We start from the raw sequence: 24,723 nt of genomic DNA, 5'->3' as shown, positions 1-24,723 counted from the left end.
AGCGGCCTTTTTTGTTGCATGCCCTCAGGCCATGCGCAAATAAGCCACGAAGCTGCGCGCCTGCTCGGCCTGGAATTGCCGGTCGGACATAGGCAACACCGTCTGCCACAACGATACCGGCTCGAGCGCAAAACTCTCGATCGCGCCAGCCGCCGACAGCACCGCAAACTGAAGCGCTCGACGCGGCACCCGATGCGGGATTTCCGCCTTGAACACCTGCAGCACATCGACCACCTGCGCCATGTTCTGTGCGATGTGCCCATGCACTTCCCTGGCGAATTCGGACGCCCCCTCGTTTTCCAGAAAACGCAGCAGCGACCGCATCAGCCGCGGGTGGCGACGATATTGCGCAAACAGCAACTCCATCAACTGCGCCGCTGACGCCTCCAGCGTATCGCGCACCAGCATCTTGCTCAGATGATCGCGATTGGCCGTGTTGCTTGCGCGCAACATGTGCAGAAACGCCTCCCGCAGTAACGCATCCTTGTCGGGAAAGCGGCGATAGATGCTGGCCGGCGCCACGCCAGCCAGCGCCGCGATCCTGGGCACCACCGCCCCGTCCAGGCCCTCCTCGTCCAGCGCTTTCACCGTGGCGGCCAGCAGTCGGTCGAGGGTTTCCCGGCTACGCTGCTGCCTGGGTTCGCGCACCCCTGAAATCGTCTTAGTCGTCATGCCCTGGACAATGCCCCGATTAAATGCGAATGTAAATTTACATTTACTTTAAAGGGACGGTCATGCAAACGACAGACGTGCTGTTGGCGCTATGCGCCGCGTGGCTGGTAGGCGTGGCCCCCTGGCTGGATCTTTCCACGGGTCGACGACTGCAGCGCCGCAGCGACACCCGGGGCCGATTGGCGTTCTACCGCCAATCAATTGCCTGGCTGTGGCTGTCCGCCCTGGTGGTGGCGGTTATTGCGCCCTGGGGCGCGCCCTGGGTCATCCAGCTACCGGCTGCCGGCAGCGGCTGGCTCAACCTGCCCTGGTTCCGCGCCACAGGCGCGGTGCTGTTGACGATCTACTTCGCCCTGGCGCTCTGGCCCGGCCTGCACGCCTTGCTGGTCAAGGGTGCGCGCCCCCGTTACCTGCGCGCCCTGGGCCGGCTGCAATTCGTATTGCCCGTGTCGCCTCGCGAGCGTGCCTGGTGGGCACTGACCAGCCTGACGGCCGGCATCTGCGAAGAATGGCTTTATCGCGGCTTCCTCATGCAGTACCTGGCAGGACGCTGGCATGGCCCCTCACTGGGACTCGTCGGCGCCCTCGTGGCCAGCTCGATCGTATTCGGGCTGGGCCACCTGTATCAGGGAAAGCGCGGCGTGCTGACCACCAGCATCAGCGGGATGCTCTTTGGCCTGCTGGCCTGCACCACCGGCAGCCTCGCCGCGCCGATGCTGTTGCATGTGCTGATCGATCTTCAGGTGCTCGCCATGTACTGGCCCAGCCACGATGACCCGGCGATGGCCCAGGCCTTGATGAGCGGGTCACCCGGCAAGTGGTCTGCAAAAGACGGTATCAAGAAACCATCATCAGGACCGTGAGCATCAGGGTGATGAAGAACGCCACGGATATCACCAGCCTGCATGCGCGGACCTGACGCAGCAAGCGCACGCTCGCCCTGGCTTCCGAGGGCACCGGCCCCAGGAACAACACCCTCCGGCTGAGGACGGCAGGCTTCAGAAATTGATCGTAGTAAGACCGATGCAACAGGGCGGCGTATTCCGGCGCCAGGAGCTCCCCCTTCTGGCGGCAGCCCAGCGTCGTAAACCACGGGACGATCGTGGACATGATTGCGCCAGTGCCAAACACCGCCATAAGCCATGCCCTGCCCCAAAACAAATGGCCATAAGCGCCGCCAACAAAAAAGCCGGCGGCGGCGCCACGTCATCGTGACACCGCCGCCGGCTCTTGGACAGATCACGCCACCGCCAAGCCCATGCTTGGCGGTAATGATCCTCAGGCGTAACGCACGCCAGTGATTTCGTAGCGCTTCACCCCGTTGGGCGCATTGAACTCAAAGCTGTCACCTTCGCTCTTACCGATCAGCGCGCGCGCAATCGGCGAGGACACGGCGATAAGGCGCAGCTTGATGTCCGCCTCCAGGTCACCCACGATCTGGTAGGTCACGGCTTCGCCGCTGTCCTCGTCTTCCAGATCCACGGTGGCGCCAAACACCACGCGTGAGCCGGCCGCGAGACGGCTGACGTCGATGACCTCCGCGGTGGACAGCAACGCCTCCAGCGCGGCGATGCGTCCCTCGATGAAGCTCTGCTGCTCGCGCGCGGCGTGGTACTCCGCGTTTTCCTTCAGGTCACCATGCGCGCGCGCCTCGGCGATGGCCGCAATGATGTTTGGCCGATCGACGGACTTCAGCTTTTCCAGCTCGCCGCGCAGGCGTTCCGACCCTGCCTTGGTGATGGGCGCACGACTCATGCGTTCAATTCCTTATGAAGTTCCTGCAGGCTGTGCACCTGACCGTCACCATGGTAGTCCAGCGAGTGCACCAGCGCGCGCGCGCCAGCCACCGTGGTGGAGTACGTGACACGATGCTGCAAGGCTTCGCGTCGGATCGAGAACGAGTCGGCGATGGCTGCCTTGCCCTCGGTGGTGTTGACGATATAGACGATCTCGCCATTCTTGATCAGGTCGACGATATGCGGTCGGCCATCAGCCACCTTGTTGATCCGCTCGCAGGTCACGCCATGCTCGGCCAGGTACTTGGCCGTGCCTTCGGTGGCGACCAGGCTGAAACCGCGCTCCAGCACTTCGCGGGCGATCGGCAGCAAGCGATCCTTGTCGGCATCGCGCACCGACACGAACACCTTGCCCTTGGGCGGCGTCTTGATGCCGGCCGCATCGTGGCCGCGCGCAAACGCGGCACCAAAGCTGCGGCCCACGCCCATCACTTCGCCGGTGGAGCGCATTTCGGGGCCGAGGATCGGGTCCACGTTCTGGAACTTCAGGAACGGGAAGATCGCTTCCTTCACCGAGTAGTAACTCGGGATCACTTCCCTGGTGGCGCCCTGGGCCTTGAGCGTGCGGCCAGCCATGGCGCGCGCCGCGATCTTGGCCAGCGGCACACCCGTGGCCTTGGACACGAAGGGCACCGTGCGCGAAGCGCGCGGGTTCACTTCGAGGATGTACACGGTGTCGCCCTGGATGGCGAACTGGGTGTTCATCAAGCCGACGACCTTCAGCTCCTTGGCCATCGCCGTAACCTGACGGCGCATTTCGTCCTGCACTTCCGGCGTGAGCGAGTACGGCGGCAGCGAGCAGGAGGAGTCGCCCGAGTGCACGCCCGCCTCCTCGATGTGCTCCATGATGCCGCCGACCAGCACGTTGCCTTCGGCGTCGGCGATGATGTCCACGTCCACTTCCACCGCGTGGTCGAGGAAGCGATCCAGCAGCACCGGCGAATCATTGGAGACCTGCACGGCCTCGCGAATGTAGCGCGAGAGATCGGCGTCACCGTAGACGATTTCCATGGCGCGGCCGCCCAGCACGTAACTGGGGCGCACCACCAGCGGATAACCAATCTCGCGAGCCGACGCCAGCGCTTCTTCCGGCGTGCGTGCGGTGCGGTTCGGCGGCTGCTTCAGGCCGATCTTTTCGATCATCTGCTGGAAGCGCTCGCGGTCTTCGGCCAGGTCGATGCTGTCCGGCGAGGTACCGATGACCGGCGCGCCCGCGGCTTCCAGCGCACGCGCCAGCTTCAGCGGGGTCTGGCCGCCGTACTGCACGATCACGCCCTTGGGCTTTTCCAGGTCCACGATTTCCAGCACGTCTTCCAGCGTGAGCGGCTCGAAATACAGACGATCGGAGGTGTCGTAGTCGGTGGAGACGGTTTCCGGGTTGCAGTTGACCATGATGGTCTCGAACCCGTCTTCACGCAGCGCCAGTGCGGCATGCACGCAGCAGTAGTCGAACTCGATGCCCTGCCCGATACGGTTCGGGCCGCCGCCCAGCACGATGATCTTGTCGCGGTTGGTCGGGTTGGCTTCGCACTCTTCCTCGTAGGTTGAGTACATGTAGGCCGTGGTGGTGGCGAACTCGGCCGCGCAGGAGTCCACGCGCTTGTACACCGGGCGCACACCCTGCGTGCGACGCAGGTGACGCATGGCGGCTTCGTTGGTATCCAGCAGCTCGGCGAGGCGCGCGTCGGAGAAGCCCATGCGCTTGAGTTCGCGCATGCGGTGAGCGTCGACAGCGGCGATGCCCTGCGTCTGGACGTCCTTCTCGGTCAGCACAATGTCTTCGAACGCGGCGAGGAACCAGGGATCGACGCGGCTAAGGCCGTAGACCTCCTCCAGCGACAGGCCGGCGCGGAAGGCGTCGGCCAGGTGGAACACGCGATCCGGGCGCGGCTCGCGCAGTTCGCGCTTGAGCACGGCCAGGCCTTCCTCGGTGCTGAGATCCAGCCCGGTCGGGTTGAGGCCGTTCTTGCCGATCTCCAGGCCACGCAGGGCCTTCTGCAGCGATTCGTGGAAGGTGCGGCCCATCGCCATCACCTCGCCCACCGACTTCATCTGGGTGGTGAGGCGGGCGTCGGCGGCCGGGAACTTCTCGAACGCAAAGCGCGGAATCTTGGTGACCACGTAATCGATGGTCGGCTCGAACGACGCCGGCGTGAGGCCGCCGGTAATGTCGTTCTTGAGTTCATCGAGCGTGTAGCCCACGGCCAGCTTGGCGGCGATCTTGGCGATCGGGAAGCCGGTGGCCTTGGAGGCGAGCGCGGAGGAGCGCGACACGCGCGGGTTCATTTCGATGACCACCACGCGGCCGTTCTCGGCATTGATGCCGAACTGCACGTTGGAGCCACCGGTATCCACGCCGATCTTGCGCAGCACCGCGATGGAGGCATCGCGCAGGCGCTGGTATTCCTTGTCGGTGAGCGTCTGCGCCGGCGCGACGGTGATCGAGTCGCCGGTGTGCACGCCCATCGGGTCGAGGTTTTCGATCGAGCACACGATGATGCAGTTGTCCGCCTTGTCGCGGACCACTTCCATCTCGAATTCCTTCCAGCCGAGCACGGATTCCTCGACCAGCACTTCGCCCACCGGCGACAGCTCCAGGCCGCGCTTGACGATCTCTTCGAACTCTTCGCGGTTATAGGCGATGCCGCCGCCGGAACCGCCGAGCGTGAAGCTGGGGCGGATGATGGTGGGGTAACCCACCTTGGCCTGGGTCAGCAGCGCCTGCTCGAAGGTGCGCACCACTTCGGCCTTCGGGCATTCCAGGCCGATCTCGGCCATGGCGACGCGAAACAGCTCGCGGTCTTCCGCCATGCGGATGGCCTCGCGCGAGGCGCCGATCAGCTCGACGTTGTACTTCTCCAGCACACCGTTGTCGGCCAGGTCGAGCGCGCAGTTGAGGCCGGTCTGGCCGCCCATGGTGGGCAGCACGGCATCCGGGCGCTCCTTGGCGATGATGCGCTCCACCGTCTGCCAGTTGATCGGCTCGATGTAGACGGCATCGGCCGTCTCCGGGTCGGTCATGATGGTGGCGGGGTTGGAGTTCACCAGGATGACGCGGTAACCCTCTTCCTTCAGCGCCTTGCAGGCCTGCGCGCCGGAGTAATCGAACTCGCACGCCTGGCCGATGACGATCGGGCCGGCGCCGATGATGAGGATGCTCTTGATATCGGTGCGCTTAGCCATGCTTGCGGGCCTCCTGCATCAGGGCAGCAAAACGATCGAACAGGTAGCCAATGTCGTGCGGACCGGGGCTGGCTTCCGGGTGACCCTGGAAGCAGAACGCCGGACGGTCGGTGAGCGCGAAGCCCTGCAGCGAACCATCGAACAACGAAACGTGGGTAACCCGCACGTTGGCCGGCAGCGTGGCCGGGTCCACCGCAAAGCCGTGGTTCTGCGACGTGATCAGCACGCGGCCGTCGTCCAGATCCTTCACCGGGTGGTTGGCGCCGTGGTGGCCGAACTTCATCTTGAGCGTGGTGGCGCCCAGCGCCAGGCCCATGATCTGGTGCCCCAGGCAGATGCCGAACAGCGGGATCTTGGCGTCCAGGAACGCGCGCGCCGCGACAATGGCGTAGTCGCACGCGGCCGGGTCGCCCGGGCCGTTGGAGAGGAACACACCATCGGGCTGCATCGCCAGCACGTCGGCGGCCGGCGTCTGCGCGGGCACCACGGTGATGTCGCATCCTTGCTCGGCGAGCAGGCGCAGGATGTTCTGCTTCACGCCAAAGTCGTAGGCCACGACCTTGAAGCGTTTGGACGGCTGATTGAAGGCCGTCTTGTCCAGATCGTAGACACCTTCGTTCCAGCCATACGATTCACCGACGCTGACCACCTTGGCCAGGTCCATGCCGTTGAGGCCGGGGAACGCGCGCGCCTTGGCCAGGGCGGCCTCGGCATCCACCGTCTCACCGGCCACGATGCAGCCGGCCAGCGCACCCTTGTCACGCAGGATGCGGGTGAGTCGACGGGTGTCGATGCCGGCAATCGCCACGATGCCGTGACGCTTGAGGTAATCGGGCAGGCTTTCGGTGCTGCGCCAGTTACTGGCGCGTCGCGGCACGTCGCGCACGATCAAGCCGGCGGCGTGGACGGTATCGGACTCGGCATCCTCGACGTTGACGCCGGTATTGCCGATATGGGGATACGTCAGGGTGACGATCTGTTTGGCGTACGAGGGATCGGTGAGGATCTCCTGGTAGCCGGTCATGGCGGTGTTGAAAACCACCTCGCCGACGGTTTCACCAGTCGCGCCCACGGCATGACCGTGGAACACGCTGCCGTCTTCGAGGGCAAGCAGAGCAGGGATAGGCATGGGAGACCGCCTTTTAGGTGCAGCAAAGTCCGCAAGCCGCTGCAAAGGCAGCTTGTGGACCTTGGTCGAGGAACGTTTCAGGGCGGGTGGCAATGATAGGTGAGAGACCCCTTGGTGTCCACCAAAAAACAGCTGAACGCGACGCTTCCGGAAAGCTCTAACGGGAGCCACGGCGAGCGCTACACTACGTAGCGTCTCGCCAGCCCCGGATCTCCATGAACACTGCCGCGCTCCTCGATCCAGCCCGTCTCGACCGACCGGACACGGACGTGCGGCTGGAGCCTTTCCCCTTCATGATCGCCCACGGCCAGTTGCCGGACGAGGCGCGAGGGGACCTGGAGCGTGATTTTCCCCGCTACGCCAGCGCTGGTTTCTTTCCCTATGACCCGGCCGACTGCGGCCCCACGATCAACGCGCTGGTGCAGCGCCTGAGCTCGGCGGAGTTCGCCAGCGCCATCGGCAAGCGTCTGGGCATCGAAAACCTGGGCCAATACCCGACGCTCATCACGATCTGCCGATCGCTGAACAAGCGCCACGGCACTATCCACACCGATAGCCGCTCCAAGGTCGCCACGGCCCTGCTCTACCTCAATAACCAGTGGCCCGACACCAGCGACGGCTGCCTGCGCTTCCTGGGCAGCATCGACAACATCGACAGCATCGTGGCGCCGGAACTCAAGCCGCTGTACGGCGAATTCGCCGTGTTCAAGCGCTGCGAGAACTCTTTCCACGGCCACCTGCCATTCGAAGGCGAACGCCGCGTAATCCAGGTGGCGTGGCTCACCAGCGAGGACGAAAAGCTGCGCAAGACCAAGCGCGGCAAGTTCTCGCGCGCCTTCAAAAAGCTCTTCGGCTCGCTCGATCGCAAGCTGGGCGCCGGACGCGATCGCAACGCGTCGCATCCGGACTGACCCACTCGGCACGCCTAGAGCTGAGTGCCGTAGTGCCAGGCGATGTAGGCCGCAAACACGCCGTACAACAGCCCTACCGGCAGCAGCCAGCGCGCATCCACCTGGCCGCGGCGGAACAGCCACCACAGGTAGATCACCGCCACGCCGGTAAGCACGCCGGCCACCATCAGCGGCGCGTCGAATAGCCAGGGCGTGGCGAACAGCGCCAGCGAGCTGGGAATGGTGGCCTGGATCATCATGGCGCCGGAAATGTTCGCCAGCGCCAGACGCTCCTTGCCCTGACGCACCCAGATCAACGCATTCACGGTCTCGGGCAACTCGGTCGCCACCGGGCTCAACACCAACGCCACCAGGTGCGGCGACCATTGCAGCGCTATGCCGATCGCCTCGATCTGCTTAACGAACACGTGCGAGGCCAGGGCGATCACCAGCAGCGCCAGCAAGGTCTGCGCCGCTACCCACCACCACGACGGGTCGGCCGCCTTCGGCTGAAACTTCAGCGGCTCCAGCGCCTCTTCCTCGGGCGCGGTATCGCTGTGTTTGAGTTCGCGCCACACATACACGGCGTACGCGGCAAGGAACAGCACGCCCAGCCACGGCTTGAACGCGAAGGCCACCAGGCCCAGGCCGCACTTCACCACGAAGATCGCCAGGAACCACGACTGATCGCGCGCCAGCCGGCCATGCGCCACGCGCACCAGGTTGTCGGCACGCTGCAGGCGTCGGCGATTCATCCACAACGCCACGCCCACCACCGCGTAGGCAATCGTGGCGAGCACCAGCGGGCCACCCAGGGCGGCGCCCACGCCGATATCTTTCTGCTCGGGCGTACGCCCCAGTATCACCGCTACAAAGGTCACCGCGCTTTCTGGCAAGGCCGTACCGAAGGCGGCCAGGATGGTGCCGGTGGCGGTGGCGCCCAGGCTGAGCTTCTGGCCAAACCACTCCACGCCATTGACGAAGTATTCGCAAGCGAGATAGATCGCACCGGCCGAGAGCAGGAACAACAAGGCAGTAAGCATGCGTTTTCCAATGCCGAGCGAGCACAATACCCATGGCGCGACGACGCGAGCTCGCCCGGCAAAGGTGAGCGCGTCGCGGCCAAAGGTCTCGCCGGGCGATCGATATCAGTCGATATCGAAGGCCATCCGCACCATGAAGCCGAGGCTTCAAGTCTGTTGACGCGGACTCCTCTGAAGTCACCCGCCAGGCGGGTGAAGGGGGTGAGGATGGCTACTCCCCAATGACAACCCGTGCATGGTACCCAGCCCTGTCCAGGCGGACAAGCGAGGCGCCCGCCCGGTCAGGCGCGCTCGGCGGTAAAGCGCGGCGCCCCATCAAAGCGCGCGGCAGGGGCCGCCACCATGATGTCCAGCTCCTCATGCTGATGGGACAGGGTAGCCTCCAGGGCCGCATGAACGCCCGCCACGGCGCGCTCCAGCGCGCGCGGCATGGCTTCGCCATCCAGCAGGCTGGCGATAATCAAGGCGGTAAGCACGTCACCCGTGCCGGCGACATCGATCGGCAGCTCCGGTGAAACCACCTTCCAGGCCTCGCCTTCGCTGACCGCCAGCGTGACCAGATGGCCAGAAGCATGACGCACGCTATGGGCGACCACCCATTCCGGGCCACGCACGAGCAAGGCGCGCGCGGCCTTGAGCCCTTCCTGCTCGGTGACCGCCGGCAATCCACTGAGGCGCTCGAGCTCGAACGCATTGGGGCTGACCAGCCACGCGAGCGGCAACAGACGCTCCCGGAACACCGCCTCCAAACCCGGCTCGACATAGGGCCCGGTATGCGTATCGCCTATCACCGGGTCCAGGCAAAAGCGCAGTCGCGGCGCCTCCTGCAATACCTGCTCCACCCAATCGGCGAACGCGTGGCCGTTATCGACGCTACCCAGGTAGCCCGACAACAATACCTGCGCGCGCGCATGCAGCTGCCGCTCTCGCACGCCCTGCAGCAAGCCGCCAAACCAATCGACCGGCAGCACTTTGCCGCGCATGGTGGCGTAGAACGGCGTGTTGCTCAGCAAGGTCGTGGGCACCTCGGCCACGCGCAAACCCCACTGCCGCAGCGGCGGCACCGCTGCGCTATTGCCCGCGTAACCGTAGACGAGCTGGGACTGCACCGAGATGATGTCCACCGGCGCCGGCCCCTCGGGGCGTTGGCGACGGCCGTGGAGCAGATGATCTTCCAATGGCTGGCTCATGGCGTTCCTTCGTAGGTAAGGCGCACCGTCCGGCGCGTGTAATCGTCAGTGTCCCGCGCGTTCGCTCAAAAGCGTGTCGAGATCGTAGTCGCCCGCGGCACGTCCGCTGATCCAATGCGCCGCCTCCAGCGCGCCACGCGCGAAGATCGAGCGATCGGTCGCGCGATGCACCAGTTCGATGCGCTCACCCTCGCCCATCAGCAAGGCTTCATGCTCGCCGACGATATCGCCGCCGCGCACCACCGCAAAACCGATGGTGCCGTGCTCGCGCGGCCCGACCAGGCCTTCGCGGGAATAGACCGCACTCTCGGCCAGCGAGGTGCCGCGCGCCGCGGCCGCGGCTTCGCCCAGTGCCAGCGCGGTGCCGGACGGGGCATCCGCCTTGCGGTTGTGATGGGCCTCGACGATATCCAGATCCCAGTTGGGCAACGCTGCAGCGGCTTGTCGCAGCAAGCGCGTCAGTACCGCCACGCCCAGGCTGAAATTGGCGGCACGCAGCAGCGCAATGCGCTGCGCCGAAGCGGTGAGTCGCTGCGCAAAGGTGAGGTCAAGCCCGGTCGTGCCGGTGACGAGTGCGACGCCGTTGGACTCGCAATAGGTGAGCGCCTCGGCGAGCCCGGCCGGGCCACTGAAGTCAATCACCACATCCAGCGTGCCGGGTTCGGGCCAGCCGTGCGTGTAGCGCAGCTCATCCTCACCCGCATACACCCGTTGCCCCAATACGGGGGAGCCGGACGAGCAGGTGGCGACCACCAGCGCAAAGCGGGCATCGCCCTTCACCAGTTGCAGCAGAGCATGGCCCATGCGGCCAGTGGCGCCATTGATGGCAAGGCGAACGGGGTGGCTCATGCGTGGACTCCGGCCCAGGATCGGGCAAAACGACAGGGACACGCGATGCTAGCGGCACCATCGACCGGCGTACACCAAGGGCACAAAAAAAAGCCCGCTTCGTTCGAAGCGGGCGTATGGATGGGCAATGGAATTTAGGATGTCACCTTGGACCAAAACTGCTTCACCCCATCGACCCAGCTCTTGGCGCGCGGCGAGTGCGTATCGGCATTGCCGTTGGCGAAGGTGGCCTCGAGCTGCTCCAGCAGATCGCGCTGCTGCTTGGTGAGGCGCACCGGCGTCTCCAGCACCACGCGGCAGATCAGGTCGCCCGTGCGCGTGCTGCGCACCGACTTCACGCCACGCCCGCGCAAACGGAACAGCTGACCCGTCTGCGTCTCCGGCGGGATATTGATCGATACTTCGCCGTCCAGCGTCGGCACCTTGAGTTCCGCGCCCAGCGCCGCGTGCGAGAAGCGTATCGGCAACTCGCAATGCAGGTCGTTGCCATCGCGCTGGAAGATGGCGTGCTCGCGCACGCGCACCTCGACATAGAGGTCGCCCGCCTCGCTGCCGGCCGGACCGGCTTCGCCCTGCCCGGCCAGGCGGATACGGTCGCCATTGTCCACGCCGGCAGGAATGTTCACCGACAAGGCGCGGGTTTCTTCCAGGCGACCCTCGCCATCGCAGGCCTTGCACGGCTTTTCGATGGCCTGGCCGCTGCCGCCGCAATGCGGGCATGCCTGCTGGATGGAGAAGATGCCGTTTTGCATGCGCACGCGGCCATGGCCCGCGCAGGTCTTGCAGGGCACAGTCTTGCCGTCGGCCGAACCGCTGCCATTGCAATGGTGGCAGTTCACCTGGGTGGGAATGTCGAACTTCTTCTCGACGCCGAACACGGCTTCTTCGAGATCCAGCTCCATGATGTAGCGCAGATCCGAGCCGCGACGGGTACGGCCACGGCCGCCTCCGCCCATGCCGAAGATGTCGCCGAAAATGTCCCCAAAGATGTCGCCCATGTCGCCAAAGCCACCGGCGTTGCCGCGCCCGCCCATGCCGTGCTCGAAAGCGGCGTGGCCGTGCTGGTCGTACAGGCTGCGCTTCTGCGCGTCGGAGAGCACTTCGTAGGCCTCTTTGGCCTCCTTGAACTTCTCCTGCGCATGCGGATCGTCCGGACAGCGGTCCGGGTGGTACTTCATCGCCAGGCGACGAAAGGACTTCTTCAGTTCGACCTCGGTGACGGTGCGTTCGACACCAAGGATTTCGTAGTAATCACGCTTGCTCATCGTTGCATCCGGCATGGATCGCTCTTGCCACATGAATCGGCCGATCCATGTCTCCTCAGCAAACAGCCCGCGCCTAGGTTCGTGTCCCGGGCGCGGGCTGCATCAGATCGGCAGCGCCGACCGGCCTATTTTACTTCTTATCGTCCTTGACTTCAGTGAACTCGGCATCGACCACGTCGTCCTGAGCCGCCGAGCCCTGCTGCGCGCCTGCGCGTGCGCCGGCATCGGCCTGGGCGCCACCCTGGGCGGCGGCATACAGCGCCTGGGCCACCTGCTCGAGCTTTTCGATCTTCGACTCGATGGCACCCTTGTCGTCGCCGTCCTTGACCTTTTCCAGATCCGACAGCGCGCCTTCGATGCTGCTGAGCTGATCGGCCGGCACCTTGCCGCCGTGCTCCTTCAGCGCGCCACGGGTGGCGTGCACCAGCTGATCGGCCTTGTTGCGGGTGCCGACAAGCTCGTGGAACTTGCGGTCTTCTTCCTTGTTGGCCTCGGCATCGGCCACCATGCGGTTGATTTCTTCCTCGGACAGACCCGAGCCGGCCTTGATTTCGATCTTCTGTTCCTTGCCGGTCTTCTTGTCCTTGGCCGACACGTGCAGGATGCCGTTGGCATCGATATCGAAGGTCACTTCGATCTGCGGCATGCCGCGCGGCGCCGCCTCGATGCCCTGCAGGTCGAACTTGCCCAGCGACTTGTTGGCGCTGGCGCGCTCGCGCTCACCCTGCAGCACGTGCACGGTCACCGCGGTCTGGTTGTCGTCGGCGGTGGAGAACACCTGCGAGGCCTTGGTCGGCACAGTGGTGTTCTTCTCGATCAACTTGGTCATCACACCACCCATCGTCTCGATACCGAGCGACAGCGGGGTCACGTCCAGCAGCAGCACGTCCTTCACGGTACCGCCCAGCACGCCGCCCTGGATGGCGGCGCCGACAGCGACGGCCTCGTCCGGGTTGACGTCCTTGCGCGGTTCCTTGCCGAAGAAGTCCTTCACCGACTCCTGCACCTTGGGCATACGGGTCTGGCCGCCCACGAGGATGACCTCGTTGATGTCGGACACACGCAGGCCCGCGTCGTTGAGCGCGGTGCGGCACGGCTCGATGGTGCGCTTGACCAGATCTTCTACCAGCGCTTCCAGCTTGGCGCGGGTGAGCTTGATGTTGAGATGCTTCGGACCGGAGGCATCGGCCGTGATGTACGGCAGGTTTACTTCGGTCTGGTGGCTGGAGGACAGCTCGATCTTGGCACGCTCGGCGGCATCCTTCAGGCGCTGCAGCGCGAGCGGGTCCTTGCGCAGGTCCATGCCCTGGTCTTTCTTGAACTCTTCGACCAGGTAGTCGATGACGCGCATGTCGAAGTCTTCGCCACCCAGGAAGGTGTCGCCGTTGGTCGCCAGCACTTCGAACTGCTTCTCGCCGTCCACTTCGGCGATCTCGATGATCGACACGTCGAAGGTGCCGCCGCCGAGGTCGTACACGGCGATCTTGCGATCACCGCCCTTCTTGTCCAGGCCATAGGCCAGGGCGGCCGCGGTCGGCTCGTTGATGATGCGCTTGACGTCCAGGCCCGCGATGCGGCCGGCGTCCTTGGTGGCCTGGCGCTGGCTGTCGTTGAAGTAGGCCGGCACAGTGATGACCGCTTCGGTCACCGGCTCGCCGAGGTAATCCTCAGCGGTCTTCTTCATCTTCATCAGGACCTTGGCCGAGATCTCCTGGGGAGCCATCTTCTTGCCGTCGGCCGTTTCCACCCAAGCGTCGCCGTTCTCATGCGCCACGATGCCGTAGGGCACGATGTGCAGGTCCTTCTGGACTTCCGCGTCGGTGAACTTGCGGCCAATGAGGCGCTTCACCGCGTAGAAGGTGTTCTTGGGGTTGGTCACGCTCTGGCGCTTGGCCGGCGCGCCCACCATCACTTCGTTGTCCTTGGTGAAAGCCACGATCGACGGCGTGGTGCGATCGCCCTCGGAATTCTCGATGACCTTGGCGGTGGTGCCGTCCATCACGGCGACGCACGAGTTGGTCGTGCCCAGGTCGATACCAATGATCTTGCCCATACTTGTCTACTCCCGAATGCTTTAAGCGACCCCTCGGCCGCGACTGGTTTTCAGATGGGGCTCGCCGTGTGGCAACTCAATGCCGGCAAGACGCCCAATGCCTCGCCTGTGGCGGCGGCGGAGGACGCGGTTCAGGCGTCCTGGACCGCCGACGACGGCGTTAGTCCTTGGCGACCGCCACCAACGCGGGGCGCAACAACCGATCGTTCAACACATAGCCCTTCTGCAGCACGTTCACCACGGTGTTGGGCGCCGTGCCCGGGGCCTCCACCATGCTCACGGCGTGGTGCTTCTCCGGATCCAGCGGCTGGCCCAGCGGGTCGACCTGGACCAAGCCGTTGTTCTCGGCAATCTTGAGCAGCGACTTGAGCGTGAGCGCGATACCTTCGCGCACGCTGGCGACGTCACCACCCTCCACCTGCAGGCCGCGCTCCAGGCCGTCGTACACCGGCAGCAGCTCGTTGAGCAGCTTCTCGTTGGCAAAGCGGCGAGCCTGTTCCACGTCACGGTGCAAGCGGCGGCGCTGGTTCTCGATTTCAGCCTTTTCGCGCAGCACGGTGTCGCGCAGCTCGACATTGCTGGCTTCCAGCTCCGCGATGCGCGCTTTCAGCGCCGCCAGTTCGGCGTTCGGGGTATCGCCCGCGCCCTGTGCCTCGTTCGAGGTCGTTGGATCGTTGCTTTGCATAAAAAGACTCCAAGCCTTATCCATGGCCGGCCCCCAAGGGCGCCAGCCGTCAAGAAACTTGCGGGTAAACCCGCCTCCCGGGCGCGTTATAAGGTCGTTGCGACGCGATTCAAGGCGTCGCTGAGCAATCCGGCCGTAGCTTGCACCACCGGGATCACCCGCTCATAAGCCATGCGGGTGGGGCCGATGACCCCCACCGCCCCCAATACACGCCCTTGCGCGCCATAGCTGGCGGTGACCACGCTGCAACCGTCCAGCGCGGCAAAACCCGATTCCTCGCCGATGAACAGCCGTACGCCGGGTGCCTTGGCGCAGACCTCCATCAACTGCAACAGCTCGTTCTTCTGCTGAAACGCCTCGAACAGCTCGCGCAGGCGGTCCAGGTTGGCCAGCTCCGAATACCCCATCAGGTTGGTCTGGCCGCTCACCAGCACATCGTCGCCGCCCGCCTGCGGCGCGAAGGAGGCGGCCGCCAGCTCCACTGCGCTGGAGAGCAGGCGGTTGAGTTCGCTGCTGGCCTCGCGCAGCTCGAGCAATAAGTGGGCCCGGATATCGTCCAGGCGCAGCCCGGCGAACTGGCTGTTGAGGTAATTGGCCGCCTGTTCCAGCTCGCGGCTGTCCAGCGGCTTCTGCAACTGCACGATGCGGTTCTGCACCTGGTTGTCGGCGAACACCAGGATAACCAGCACCCGGGCGTCCGGCAGCGGGACAAAATCGATATGGCGCAGCGGGAAGTCCGCCTGCCTCGGCACGGTGACCACGCCGGCGAAGCGGGTCATGGCCGACAGCAGGGTGGAGACATTGCCCAGCAGGTCGCGCGTGGTGGTGGGTCCCGGCGGCAGCTCGCGACGCAGCCGCGCCATCTCCTCGTGCGGCAGCGGCTGCAGTTCGATCAGGCTGTCCACAAACAGGCGCAGCCCGCGCGGCGTGGGCACCCGGCCCGCCGAGGTATGCGGGGAGGCGACCAGGCCGGCCTCTTCCAGGTCGGCCATGATGTTGCGAATGGTGGCCGGGCTGACATCGAGCCCGGACGAACGCGAAAGCGTGCGCGAGCCCACCGGCTCACCATCGGCAAGGTATTGGGCGATCAATGTGCGCAACAGGCGACGTGCGCGTGCATCGAGATAGGCGGCGGGCATGCTGTAGCAATCCGTGAGACACCAAAGAAATAAGGTCTCCGGAAAAAGTTTGCAAGAAACCGGTTGGAATCGGCCAGGGGACGGGTATCCAGGAGGGCGCGCCGACACCGGGGCGTCAACCGGAAGGGCTACCCTCTATCCGTTCCCCAGCCCCCGCCCCTTACAATCGACCGACTTCACCACACCAGCGCCCATGCTCACCTCGCTCTACGTTCGTCATTTCGCCGTCGTCGAAGAAGCCGAGATTGCCTTCGGCCCCGGCTTAACCGTGGTCAGCGGCGAAACCGGCGCTGGCAAATCCTTGCTGGTCGACGCCCTGATGCTGCTGGCCGGCGCACGTGCCGACAGCGGCATGGTGCGTGCCGGCAGCGACCGCGCCGAACTCACCGCCGAATTCGACCTTACCCACCTGCCCGAGGCCCGCGCCTGGCTGCAGCGCGAGGAACTGGACGAAGAAGACAGCTGCCAGCTGCGCCGCGTGATCCGCGCCGAAGGCAGCTCCCGCGCCTGGATCAACGGCCGCCCGGCCAATGCCAGCCAGCTCGGCGAGCTGGCGACCTTGCTGGTGGAAATCCATGGCCAGCACGAGCATCAGGCGCTGCTCTCGCGCGCCCACCAGATGGAGCTGCTCGACGCTTATGCGGGCAACGAGGACCTGGTCGCCCAGGTGCGCGAACTGGCGCAGCAATGGCGTGAGCTGGGCCAGCGCATCCGCAAGCTGAGCGGCGGTGACGACCGCGAGCAGCGCATCGAACTGCTGAGCCATGAGCTTGGCGAACTGGACAAATGGGCCCTGCCCGTGGCCGAACTCACCGAGCTGGAAGCCAGCCACAAACGCCTCGCCAATGCCGGCCGTCTGGCCGAAGGCGCCGGCAACGTGGTCGAATTGCTCGATGGCGAAAGCGAATTCGCCTTGCGCCGCGCCCTGGGCCGTGCCCAGTTGGAAATGAGCAAGCTGGCCGGGCTCGACGACCGCTTGGCGCCCATGCTGGAGCTGCTGGACAACGCCTCCATCCAGCTCAGCGAAGCCGCCGACGGCCTGGGCCGCTACGCGCTGGATGTCGATCTGGACCCCGATCGCTACGCGGAAGTGGACACCCATCTCACCCGCCTGCACGAACTGTCGCGCCGCCATCGCGTAACCGTGGCCGAATTGCACGACAAGGCCGCCACGCTGCGCAGCGAACTGGACGAACTGGAAGGCGCGGGCGATGCGCTGGAGAAACTCGCCAGTCAACGCATCCGCCTGCAGCAGCAATACGACGAGCAGGCCGGCAAGCTCAGTCACGCCCGCCATGAGGCCGCCGGCCGCCTGGGTGGAGAAGTCAGCGCACTGATGAATGAGCTCGGCATGAGTGGCGGCCGCCTGCTGGTGGAGCTCGAAGCCACCGCCGACACCGATCCGGACCCGCAAGGCCGCGAACGCTGCGAACTGCTGGTGAGCGCCAACCCGGGCCAGCCGCCGCGCGCCCTGCGCAAGGTGGCTTCCGGCGGTGAACTGGCCCGCATCAGCCTGGCCATCGAGGTCGCCACGTTGGGCAAGGACACCATTGGCACCATGGTCTTCGACGAGGTGGACACCGGCATCGGTGGCGCGGTGGCCGAAGTGGTCGGCCAAAAGCTTCGCGCCCTGGGCGGGCAGCGCCAAGTGCTGTGCGTTACCCATTTACCGCAGGTGGCGGCACAAGGCCACGCGCACCTGCGCGTGAGCAAGGCCAGCGACGGCGAGTCCACCCGCACCCGCATCGAGAAGCTCGACGCCAACGGTCGCCGCGACGAACTGGCCCGCATGCTCGGCGGTGTGGAAATCACCCGTGAAACCCGCGCACACGCCAAACAGATGCTGGAGCGAGCGCAGGCTTAACCGCCGGGAAGGCCCCGAACCACCCCTTATCCGTAAAGGGATGAAGGGGTGAAAAGGCATGGCCAGCCGCAGAAGTGCGCAGCCCGGATTCGTCAGATGGACGGCGCCTGGACGTCCCCAATGCCCGACCAAGCGACGACGTGCCGTTGCAAGTCTGGCATTGCAGCGGCGCGGTGGCGCAAGCCTGGTCCATGCCACGGATCCTCAACTGACGCCCCAAAGCCCTCCTTGTCCAGGAGGGCTTCTTTTATCCGCATGCAAACGAAGTCGCCCTAGCCAGCCCAGCCCTAGTCGAGGGCTGATGCCATGGGCCATCAGCTACGTTGCGGCAGCAACCCGCGCTCAGCCGCCATGCGATAGAGATCCAGTTCCGAGCCGGCGCCCAGCTTGCCCATCAGGCTGGCGCGATGGATGTAGACGGTCTTCTGACCGATACCCAGTTCGCCCGCCACCTGCTTGGGCGCACGCCCGGCCGCCAGCAACAGGAACACCTCGCGCTCGCGCGCCGTGAGGCGGTGAATGGGATCGCGCGATTCGTTGGGCCGCTCGGCGCGACGCTTGCGCAGGTCCGAACTGAGGAAACACTCGCCCTGCATCACCGCCCGCAGGCCGGCCACCAGTTCCTCCGGCGCCACCCCTTTGGTCACGTAGCCACTGGCACCGCGGCGCAGCGCTTCGGAAACATAGGGCTCGCCGTCGTGCATGCTCAGCACCACGATGCGCGTGTCGGCCGCCACGCTGCGCAGGTGCTCGATCAACGGCAACCCGCTGCCGTCGGGCAACGAAAGATCGAGCGCCACGAGGTCTGGCCGCCGCGAACCCACCGCTTCCACCGCATCGTCGGCGCAGCGGCACTCCGCCACCACCTCAAGATCCGGTTCCAGTTCGATAAGCCGCTTGAACCCCTCGCGGACGATGGCGTGGTCATCGACCAAGACGATGCTGTACATGGGCTGTATGTATAGCAGTCCCGAGAGGGGGCGCCTATACCTTTGTGCCAGCCATGTAACATCCCGCGCATGCGATCGAAATCCTTTGCGCTTTCCGGCTCAGACCTGCTGTTCGGCGTAGCCTATTTCCTGCTCTGGCTATTGCTATGGCCCACCGAGCAACCGTACTGGATGCTGCCTTATGGGCTGCGTTTCGGGGCGCTGTTGCTGGCACCCTGGCGCATGTGGCCGTGGTTGCTGGGCGCGGAATTCGCGGCCAGCGGACTGATTGGCCTGGTACATGGCTTCAACCTGGGCTGGAGCGGCTTCATCCTGGGCGAATTCCCCGAGCCGGTGGTGGTGGCGATCTGCCTTTCGCTGATGCGCCGCGCCAACCTGCACGCCAGCCTGCGCGACCCGGAAGATGTCGCCCGCCTGCTCCTGTCGGCTGCCTTCACCGTAGCGGCCACCACCGCCACGGATGCGGTGCTGCTCGCATTGATCCACGCCAGCCCCAACCCCCAGATGATGGTGCAGGCGCTGGGGCAAGACCTGCTCGGCAACTACGTCGGCGTACTGCTGGTAGTCCCGCTGCTGGTGATGCTGGCCCGCGCCCGCCTCGCACGCCGCGCGCTGGGCCGGCTGCTGATGGATGGCCTGCTGGTATTGCTGCCGTCCATGGCGATCCTGCTGGTGCTGTCCTCGCACGAGGCGCCGCAGCCCCAGTTCGCCCGGGTGCTCTCGCTGGCGCCGGTGCTGTTCTTTGCCTTTCGTCATGGCTGGCGCGGCGCCAGCCTGGCCATGCTCATCTCCAGCCTGGGCATGACCCTGGTGGACCACTACGCAGGTCACGGCGCGCCTGGCGCGGCCGGCGAGCTGTTCCTGGCGGTAGCGGGCACCGGTGCGCTGATGCTGGGTTCGGCCACCGACGCGCTCCGTCGCAGCAGCGAACGCGTGGCGGAGCAGAACGTATACCTCGCCGCGGTAAATCGCCGACTGGATCACCTGGCACGCCAGCTACGCGATGCCGCTCGCGGCAACCTGCGTACGGAAGAGAACCAGCGCCGCCATATGGCCGCCGAGCTGCATGACGAGCTGGGCCAGAACCTTACCGCCATCCAGACCCACCTCAAGCTCGCCCAGTCGCGCCTGGCCCAGGCCGGCATGGACGACATCGGGGTTTCGATCAACACCATCCTTGGCCACATGCGACGCGCCCTGCATCGCTTGCTGGACGACCTGCGCCCGGCCGTACTGGACGAGTTCGGCCTGCTGCGCGCCCTGGACGAAGGCCCGATCCGCGATTTGCTGGCCGCCGCTGGCGTGGCCTATCGCACCGACCTGCACGGCGACCCCCGCCTGCTGGACGACGACACCCGCACCGTGGTCTATCGACTTGTGCAGGAAAGCGCCACCAACGCCGTCAAACACGCACATGCCGACCTGTTCCAACTGCGCCTGCGCATTGGCGCGCGCCAGGGCGTGGCGTTGGCCCTGCTGGACATCCGCGACAACGGCATCGGTCTGCCCGCGCGCATTCCACGAGGCGGCCGGGGCATGCAGGGCATGCGTGACCGGGTGACGTCTTTGGGTGGCCTATTCCGCGTACGCCCTGAGTCCCAGGGCGTACATCTCAGGATTTTGCTGCGAAGCAGCACGAACGTCGCCGATCCGGCGCGCTCCTGAATAACGGTTACATAGGAAATTTTCCAATAGCCGGGCCGTGAAGGCTTCGTTAGTCTCAATCCATCGATGTGGGGGAGCCACCATCGCAAGATGGTGAGCCATGCCAACCGTGGGGACGGTGGGCATGAAGAACGGCAGGATGCCGTTCCGCCGGAGTCGGTGGCGCAACCGGGTAGCGCGAGCAACTCGCCTACCAAAGGAGCCATCCGGTAACGGCTCAGCCGCAGGGCGGACAGGAGTCCTCCCGCGGCTTTTTTTTGCCTGCTCGCCGGCCCTGCCCCTGCCTTGCTCCAAGCCCAGCAAGGCCAGCCGCGCCTGACTGACCAAGGCCAGCGGGCCAGCCTCATCCCTGCGCCCGCGCATCCCGCGCTGAAACGGCCCTTGAGTCACCCGACCGTTGCCCCTGAAAGGCAAAAGGCCGGCAGCGTGGGAACGCTACCGGCCTCGGCTGCCTTTTGGGCAGAATGCGGCTACTTGGCGCCCTTCTTGGGCCGCACGTACAGCACCAGGCTGTGATCCTCGATCACATAGCCGTGGCGGGCGGCGATTTCGTGCTGGAGGCGCTCGATCTCCTCGCTGACGAACTCAATGACCTTGCCGCTGTCCACATCAATCATGTGGTCATGATGCTTGCCGCGGTCCAGCTCGTAGACGGCCTGGCCGCCCTCGAAATTGTGCTTGACGACGATGCCGGCCGCCTCGAACTGGGTCAGTACCCGGTAAACCGTGGCCAGGCCGATGTCTTCCTGGTCGGCGAGCAGGCGTTTGTAGATGTCTTCGGCGGTGAGGTGGCGCGCATCCTCGTCCTCGAAGATCTGCAAAATGCGCATGCGGGGGTGCGTGACCTTAAGCCCGGCTTTGCGTAGTTCTTTGGTTTCCTGTTCCATTTCAAGCTCCACGCACACGGCGCCACAAGGCCGTTAGTGTATCATCCGACACCTTTACGATCCGGACGCAACACGCATGCACAAGCTGATTCGCACGCTGGGTTTTGCCATGTTGGCCCTCTCGCTGGCCAGCTGCCGCCTCATCTACACCCCCGACGTGCAGCAGGGCAACCTGCTCGACAAGAAAAACGTGGATCAGCTGCAGCCGGGCATGACCAAGCGCCAGGTGCTGGTACTGATGGGCTCGCCCTCGGTGAACTCACCGTTCAACCAGAACCAGTGGGACTACGTTTCCACCCAGCAGCACCGTGGCGGCCCGATCAAGATCCGCACGCTGACGCTGACCTTCAACAACGACGTGCTCGTGCGCTCGGAAGGTGACTTCTTTGCCGAAGACGCCAAGAAGCTGGTCGACGACAGCAAGAAGTACCACGCCAACTATCCGGTCGACGAAACCCAGGGCGACAAGAACACTAGCGGCACGCCCGAGAAGAAGGACGGCGGCAGCGGCGACGAGGGCCACTAAGGCCTTTGCGGCCGGCGTCAGCCCTCGTGGGCGCGGCGTCGGCGTGCTTCCTTGGGATCGAGCATGAGCGGCCGGTAGATTTCCACCCGGTCGCCCTCGGCAACCACCTGCTCCGGCGTCACCTTGCGCGAAAAGATGCCCAGCCGCGACGGATCGATCACCAGGCCGCTTACCGCCTGCGCGATCCCCGAAGCCTCGATGGCCTGCATCACCGTGCTGCCGGTCGCCAGCGATACGCGACGCACCACCTGGCTCGACGCCTCGGCGTAGACCACCTCAACGCTGACCTGCTCACCCATAGGTACGCTCCGCCTCGCGACAGAAATCGTCGACCATGCGGCCAGCCAGCCCCTGGAAACCCAGCTTGAGTGCCGTGCCACCCAGTTTGCCGGCATAGTCGAAATCCAGCGCAAAGGTGATCTTGCTGCCGGCATCGCCCAGCGCGGTGAACTCCCACAGCCCATCCAGACTGCGGAACGGTCCATCCACCAGGCTCATATGCAGACGCTGCGGACGCACAGTGGTATTACGGGTAGTAAAGCTCTGGCGGAATCCGGCGTACTTGAGATCCAGGCGCGCCACCAGCACATCCTCGCCGCGCTCCAGAATCTGGGCGCCAACACACCAAGGGAAACGCTTTGGGTATGCTTCGACCTCATTGACGAGGTCAAACATCTGGGCCGGCGAATATCGCACCAGGGCACTACGGCGGATCTCGATCACTTCAGCCTCTTCTAAAATCTCTGGATCCAGGCCCCTTTGGCCGGACCCTCATAAGGGCAAACAGCCCGAAGTTTAACGGACATGGCCAAGCCTAAGGACAAAGACAAACACGCTGGCGGCACCATCGCGCTCAACAAGCGCGCACGCCACGAGTACCACATCGATCAGCGCTTCGAGGCCGGCGTCGAGCTGCAAGGCTGGGAGGTCAAGTCACTGCGTGCCGGTCGTATCAACTTTGGCGACAGCTACGCCATGGTCATCCGCAACGAGATCCAACTGGTAGGCACCTCCATTCCGCCCCTGATCAGCGCCTCCACGCACGTCGTAGCCAACGATCGACGCACCCGCAAGCTGTTGCTGCATCGCGAAGAGATCGACACGCTCATCGGCGCCGTCGAACGCAAGGGCTACACCCTCATCCCCATGGCCATGTATTGGAAAGGCAACAAGGTGAAGGTGGAAATCGGCCTGGCCAAGGGCAAGCAGGCCCACGACAAGCGCGATGCGGAGAAGGAACGCGACTGGCAGCGCGAAAAGCAACGCACCATGCGCGCGCACAACCGCTGAGGCCCCACCTCAGCGGTCCACTGCCCTTTTAAGCCGGCATCACTGACGAGCCCGCTGTATCCCTGTGGACGATCATCCCGCGAACACGCCGCGTCGCCATTGACCGTCATCCCCGCGAAAGCGGGCATCCAGCGACTTCAGCCCATCACCAACACGCCAGGTCAGCCGCCCTTTGGCTGCTGAAAAGCGCCGCACCTGCCCAGGGATGGCCGTCAACAAGCGCGCGTCCGGCGCCCACGCTCACCCTCAACCACCCTCGCCCGCAGCCACACGCTCCACCGGTGCCTCCTCGCGCACCGTCAGCGACAAATTCATCGCATCGATCGAGGTGGTAAAGCCAAAGCGCTCATACAAATCGTGCGCCTCGGGCGTGGCATGCAGATTGATCGCATCCACCCCGTACTCTCTGGCGGCAGCGCCCACCGTCGCCAGCAAGGCCGCCGCCACGCCCTGACGCCGATAGGCCGGCTTTACGTACATGTTGAGCAGATACCAGCCAACACCGGCGGAGAAGTACGCCGAAGGCATATGCGGATACGGATTCACCGCTACACATCCGGCCACCTTCCCCTCCAGCTCGGCCAGCCAGAACAACAGGCGCCCATCCAACGCGGCCTCTTCAATCCAGCCACGCAACTGATCGGCAAAGCCATCAGGCAACGAGTGCCCAAGCTCTTCTTCCAGGAACGCGCAACGCAACTCGGTCATCACGCCCGCATCGGGCACACCCGCCTGACGTATCCGCACCATGGCTATTCCGCTCCGTTGGTGGACCCCGCACACCATAACCTCCACGCGCGGCCTTGATGAAAGACCCGCAAGCTCCATATACTGACTGACCAGCTTTAGCTTTCCCCGGGGGTGTCCTGGCTTCGACGGGGGTAGTGAGATGGCTTGGTGCATGCCGAGGGGGCAGCTTTCCTCGTTAATCCAGCAGCAAACTTATAGTTGCCAACGACGACAACTACGCTCTGGCCGCTTAAGGCCTAGCCCCGAACCCACTTGTGCTCGTGCTCGTGGATGTAGGGTCATTATCACGAGATCGCCCGAAGCTGCCGCCTGTCGGTAAGGGTTAAATAAAGCAGGCTGGTCCTTCGATGCGCTTTGCACACTGTGCTGTCGCGGGACGAGATCTAACGGTGAGCTAAGCATGTAGTACCGGGCGTCAAACGCCTTCGGACGGCGGTTCGACTCCGCCCACCTCCACCAATAAAGCGTCCTCGGACGTACTAAGAAGGCCGGAAGCCCAAGCAACAGCGAGGGTTCCGGCCTTTTTCTTTGTTCGCAGCCGTCCCAAGAGATTCCTTGAAAGCTGGGGGCAAAATCGGGGGCAACCAGCGTGTCACCCATCACAGTTGCCCCTGTCGACACCCCCAAATGCCACTAACAAGCGTAGCGATTAGCAAGGCAAGGTATCGCTTTGTTATGGATCTACTTTGCTCTGGTATCGAAACTAAGCATGGATAGGTGAAACAGAGTGCGGTATCAGGCCTTCTGTCGCCAAATCGAATTGCTACATCGGTAGTCCCCCCGCAGAACCCTCGGGATCAGAAGTAGAATTTTCTCGTTGAGAGGATTCTACAGAATGAAGAAGTCGAGATTTACGGACAGCCAGATCATGGACGCGCTGAAGCGCGTGGAGTCGGG

23 protein-coding genes, 1 other RNA gene and 1 riboswitch are annotated in these 24,723 nt (G+C 64.6%); of the genes, 7 read left to right on the top strand and 17 right to left on the bottom strand.

Going from position 1 to position 24,723, the window contains the following annotated elements; genetic code table 11:
* Positions 1-24: 24 nt before the first annotated feature.
* Positions 25-672 (bottom strand): TetR/AcrR family transcriptional regulator, encoded by a 648-nt coding sequence (locus JHD67_RS06710; protein ID WP_199098397.1) that lies wholly within the window; start codon positions 670-672, stop codon positions 25-27.
* Positions 673-734: 62 nt separating this feature from the next.
* On the opposite strand from JHD67_RS06710, the gene JHD67_RS06705 reads away from it, so the two are divergent.
* On the top strand, positions 735-1,535 hold the full coding sequence (locus JHD67_RS06705; protein WP_199098396.1) for a type II CAAX endopeptidase family protein: 801 nt from the start codon (positions 735-737) through the stop codon (positions 1,533-1,535).
* On the opposite strand, the gene JHD67_RS06700 is transcribed toward JHD67_RS06705, so the two are convergent.
* From JHD67_RS06700 to carA, 4 genes are all read right to left on the bottom strand, one after another.
* A complete protein-coding gene (locus tag JHD67_RS06700) occupies positions 1,510-1,782 on the bottom strand; it encodes a hypothetical protein (protein WP_199098395.1) in 273 nt (90 codons plus the stop codon). The genes JHD67_RS06705 and JHD67_RS06700 overlap by 26 nt on opposite strands.
* A 168-nt stretch (positions 1,783-1,950) precedes the next feature.
* Entirely contained in the window at positions 1,951-2,427 is a 477-nt protein-coding gene (gene greA, locus JHD67_RS06695) for a transcription elongation factor GreA (RefSeq protein ID WP_199098394.1), read from the bottom strand.
* Positions 2,424-5,651 (bottom strand): carbamoyl-phosphate synthase large subunit, encoded by a 3,228-nt coding sequence (gene carB / locus JHD67_RS06690; protein WP_199098393.1) that lies wholly within the window; start codon positions 5,649-5,651, stop codon positions 2,424-2,426. Before carB ends, greA begins: the two co-directional genes overlap by 4 nt.
* The gene (carA, locus tag JHD67_RS06685; protein WP_199098392.1) at positions 5,644-6,780 is read right to left on the bottom strand and encodes a glutamine-hydrolyzing carbamoyl-phosphate synthase small subunit; all 1,137 of its coding nucleotides are present in this window, start codon (positions 6,778-6,780) and stop codon (positions 5,644-5,646) included. The genes carB and carA overlap by 8 nt, the downstream gene beginning before the upstream one ends.
* Positions 6,781-6,995: 215 nt before the next feature.
* On the opposite strand from carA, the gene JHD67_RS06680 reads away from it, so the two are divergent.
* Positions 6,996-7,691 carry a 2OG-Fe(II) oxygenase gene (locus tag JHD67_RS06680; RefSeq protein ID WP_199098391.1) on the top strand — a complete coding sequence of 232 codons (696 nt, stop codon included), beginning with the start codon at positions 6,996-6,998 and terminating at the stop codon, positions 7,689-7,691.
* Positions 7,692-7,705: 14 nt separating this feature from the next.
* Here JHD67_RS06680 and JHD67_RS06675 read toward each other — a convergent pair whose 3' ends face one another.
* The 7 genes from JHD67_RS06675 to hrcA form a co-directional block, all read right to left on the bottom strand.
* Positions 7,706-8,713, bottom strand: coding sequence for a sodium:calcium antiporter (locus JHD67_RS06675; protein ID WP_199098390.1), 1,008 nt, complete (start codon positions 8,711-8,713; stop codon positions 7,706-7,708).
* A gap of 67 nt (positions 8,714-8,780) precedes the next feature.
* Positions 8,781-8,945: riboswitch (yybP-ykoY riboswitch) on the bottom strand.
* A 49-nt stretch (positions 8,946-8,994) separates the two neighbouring features.
* Positions 8,995-9,903, bottom strand: a complete 909-nt coding sequence (pdxY, locus tag JHD67_RS06670; protein ID WP_199098389.1) for a pyridoxal kinase — start codon at positions 9,901-9,903, stop codon at positions 8,995-8,997.
* A 45-nt stretch (positions 9,904-9,948) separates the two neighbouring features.
* A complete protein-coding gene (gene dapB, locus JHD67_RS06665) occupies positions 9,949-10,752 on the bottom strand; it encodes a 4-hydroxy-tetrahydrodipicolinate reductase (protein ID WP_199098388.1) in 804 nt (267 codons plus the stop codon).
* Between the two features lie 134 nt (positions 10,753-10,886).
* Positions 10,887-12,017 (bottom strand): molecular chaperone DnaJ, encoded by a 1,131-nt coding sequence (dnaJ, locus tag JHD67_RS06660; RefSeq protein ID WP_199098387.1) that lies wholly within the window; start codon positions 12,015-12,017, stop codon positions 10,887-10,889.
* 130 nt (positions 12,018-12,147) lie between these two features.
* Positions 12,148-14,070: a molecular chaperone DnaK gene (gene dnaK / locus JHD67_RS06655; protein ID WP_199098386.1), complete on the bottom strand. Its 1,923-nt coding sequence runs from the start codon at positions 14,068-14,070 to the stop codon at positions 12,148-12,150.
* 160 nt (positions 14,071-14,230) lie between these two features.
* Entirely contained in the window at positions 14,231-14,755 is a 525-nt protein-coding gene (gene grpE, locus JHD67_RS06650; RefSeq protein ID WP_199098385.1) for a nucleotide exchange factor GrpE, read from the bottom strand.
* An 86-nt stretch (positions 14,756-14,841) separates the two neighbouring features.
* On the bottom strand, positions 14,842-15,894 hold the full coding sequence (gene hrcA / locus JHD67_RS06645; protein ID WP_199098384.1) for a heat-inducible transcriptional repressor HrcA: 1,053 nt from the start codon (positions 15,892-15,894) through the stop codon (positions 14,842-14,844).
* A 193-nt stretch (positions 15,895-16,087) separates the two neighbouring features.
* Here hrcA and recN point away from each other — a divergent pair, with 193 nt between their 5' ends.
* Positions 16,088-17,758 carry a DNA repair protein RecN gene (recN, locus tag JHD67_RS06640; RefSeq protein WP_199098383.1) on the top strand — a complete coding sequence of 557 codons (1,671 nt, stop codon included), beginning with the start codon at positions 16,088-16,090 and terminating at the stop codon, positions 17,756-17,758.
* 314 nt (positions 17,759-18,072) lie between these two features.
* On the opposite strand, the gene JHD67_RS06635 is transcribed toward recN, so the two are convergent.
* Positions 18,073-18,708 (bottom strand): response regulator transcription factor, encoded by a 636-nt coding sequence (locus tag JHD67_RS06635; RefSeq protein WP_199098382.1) that lies wholly within the window; start codon positions 18,706-18,708, stop codon positions 18,073-18,075.
* Between the two features lie 69 nt (positions 18,709-18,777).
* Between JHD67_RS06635 and JHD67_RS06630 the strand changes: the two genes are divergently transcribed.
* Complete coding sequence (locus JHD67_RS06630; protein ID WP_199098381.1) at positions 18,778-20,373, top strand: MASE1 domain-containing protein; 1,596 nt, start codon at positions 18,778-18,780, stop codon at positions 20,371-20,373.
* Between the two features lie 470 nt (positions 20,374-20,843).
* Here JHD67_RS06630 and fur read toward each other — a convergent pair whose 3' ends face one another.
* Complete coding sequence (gene fur / locus JHD67_RS06625) at positions 20,844-21,260, bottom strand: ferric iron uptake transcriptional regulator (RefSeq protein ID WP_199098380.1); 417 nt, start codon at positions 21,258-21,260, stop codon at positions 20,844-20,846.
* 76 nt (positions 21,261-21,336) lie between these two features.
* Here fur and bamE point away from each other — a divergent pair, with 76 nt between their 5' ends.
* Positions 21,337-21,786 carry an outer membrane protein assembly factor BamE gene (bamE, locus tag JHD67_RS06620; RefSeq protein ID WP_199098379.1) on the top strand — a complete coding sequence of 150 codons (450 nt, stop codon included), beginning with the start codon at positions 21,337-21,339 and terminating at the stop codon, positions 21,784-21,786.
* Positions 21,787-21,803: 17 nt separating this feature from the next.
* On the opposite strand, the gene JHD67_RS06615 is transcribed toward bamE, so the two are convergent.
* Together JHD67_RS06615 and JHD67_RS06610 are read right to left on the bottom strand one after the other, a co-directional pair.
* A complete protein-coding gene (locus tag JHD67_RS06615) occupies positions 21,804-22,085 on the bottom strand; it encodes an RnfH family protein (RefSeq protein ID WP_199098378.1) in 282 nt (93 codons plus the stop codon).
* Positions 22,078-22,509 (bottom strand): type II toxin-antitoxin system RatA family toxin, encoded by a 432-nt coding sequence (locus JHD67_RS06610; RefSeq protein WP_199098377.1) that lies wholly within the window; start codon positions 22,507-22,509, stop codon positions 22,078-22,080. Before JHD67_RS06610 ends, JHD67_RS06615 begins: the two co-directional genes overlap by 8 nt.
* An 81-nt stretch (positions 22,510-22,590) precedes the next feature.
* Between JHD67_RS06610 and smpB the strand changes: the two genes are divergently transcribed.
* Positions 22,591-23,076, top strand: a complete 486-nt coding sequence (gene smpB / locus JHD67_RS06605) for an SsrA-binding protein SmpB (protein ID WP_199098376.1) — start codon at positions 22,591-22,593, stop codon at positions 23,074-23,076.
* A gap of 246 nt (positions 23,077-23,322) precedes the next feature.
* Here the strand turns inward: smpB and JHD67_RS06600 are convergent, their stop codons facing one another.
* On the bottom strand, positions 23,323-23,826 hold the full coding sequence (locus tag JHD67_RS06600; RefSeq protein ID WP_199098375.1) for a GNAT family N-acetyltransferase: 504 nt from the start codon (positions 23,824-23,826) through the stop codon (positions 23,323-23,325).
* Between the two features lie 107 nt (positions 23,827-23,933).
* Here JHD67_RS06600 and ssrA point away from each other — a divergent pair.
* Positions 23,934-24,285: a transfer-messenger RNA gene (gene ssrA, locus JHD67_RS06595) on the top strand.
* The last annotated feature ends 438 nt before the right edge of the window (positions 24,286-24,723 follow it).

This window comes from Dyella sp. ASV21, assembly GCF_016428975.1.
Taxonomy (GTDB): Bacteria; Pseudomonadota; Gammaproteobacteria; order Xanthomonadales; family Rhodanobacteraceae; genus Dyella.
This window is presented reverse-complemented; position numbering and strand designations above follow the sequence as displayed.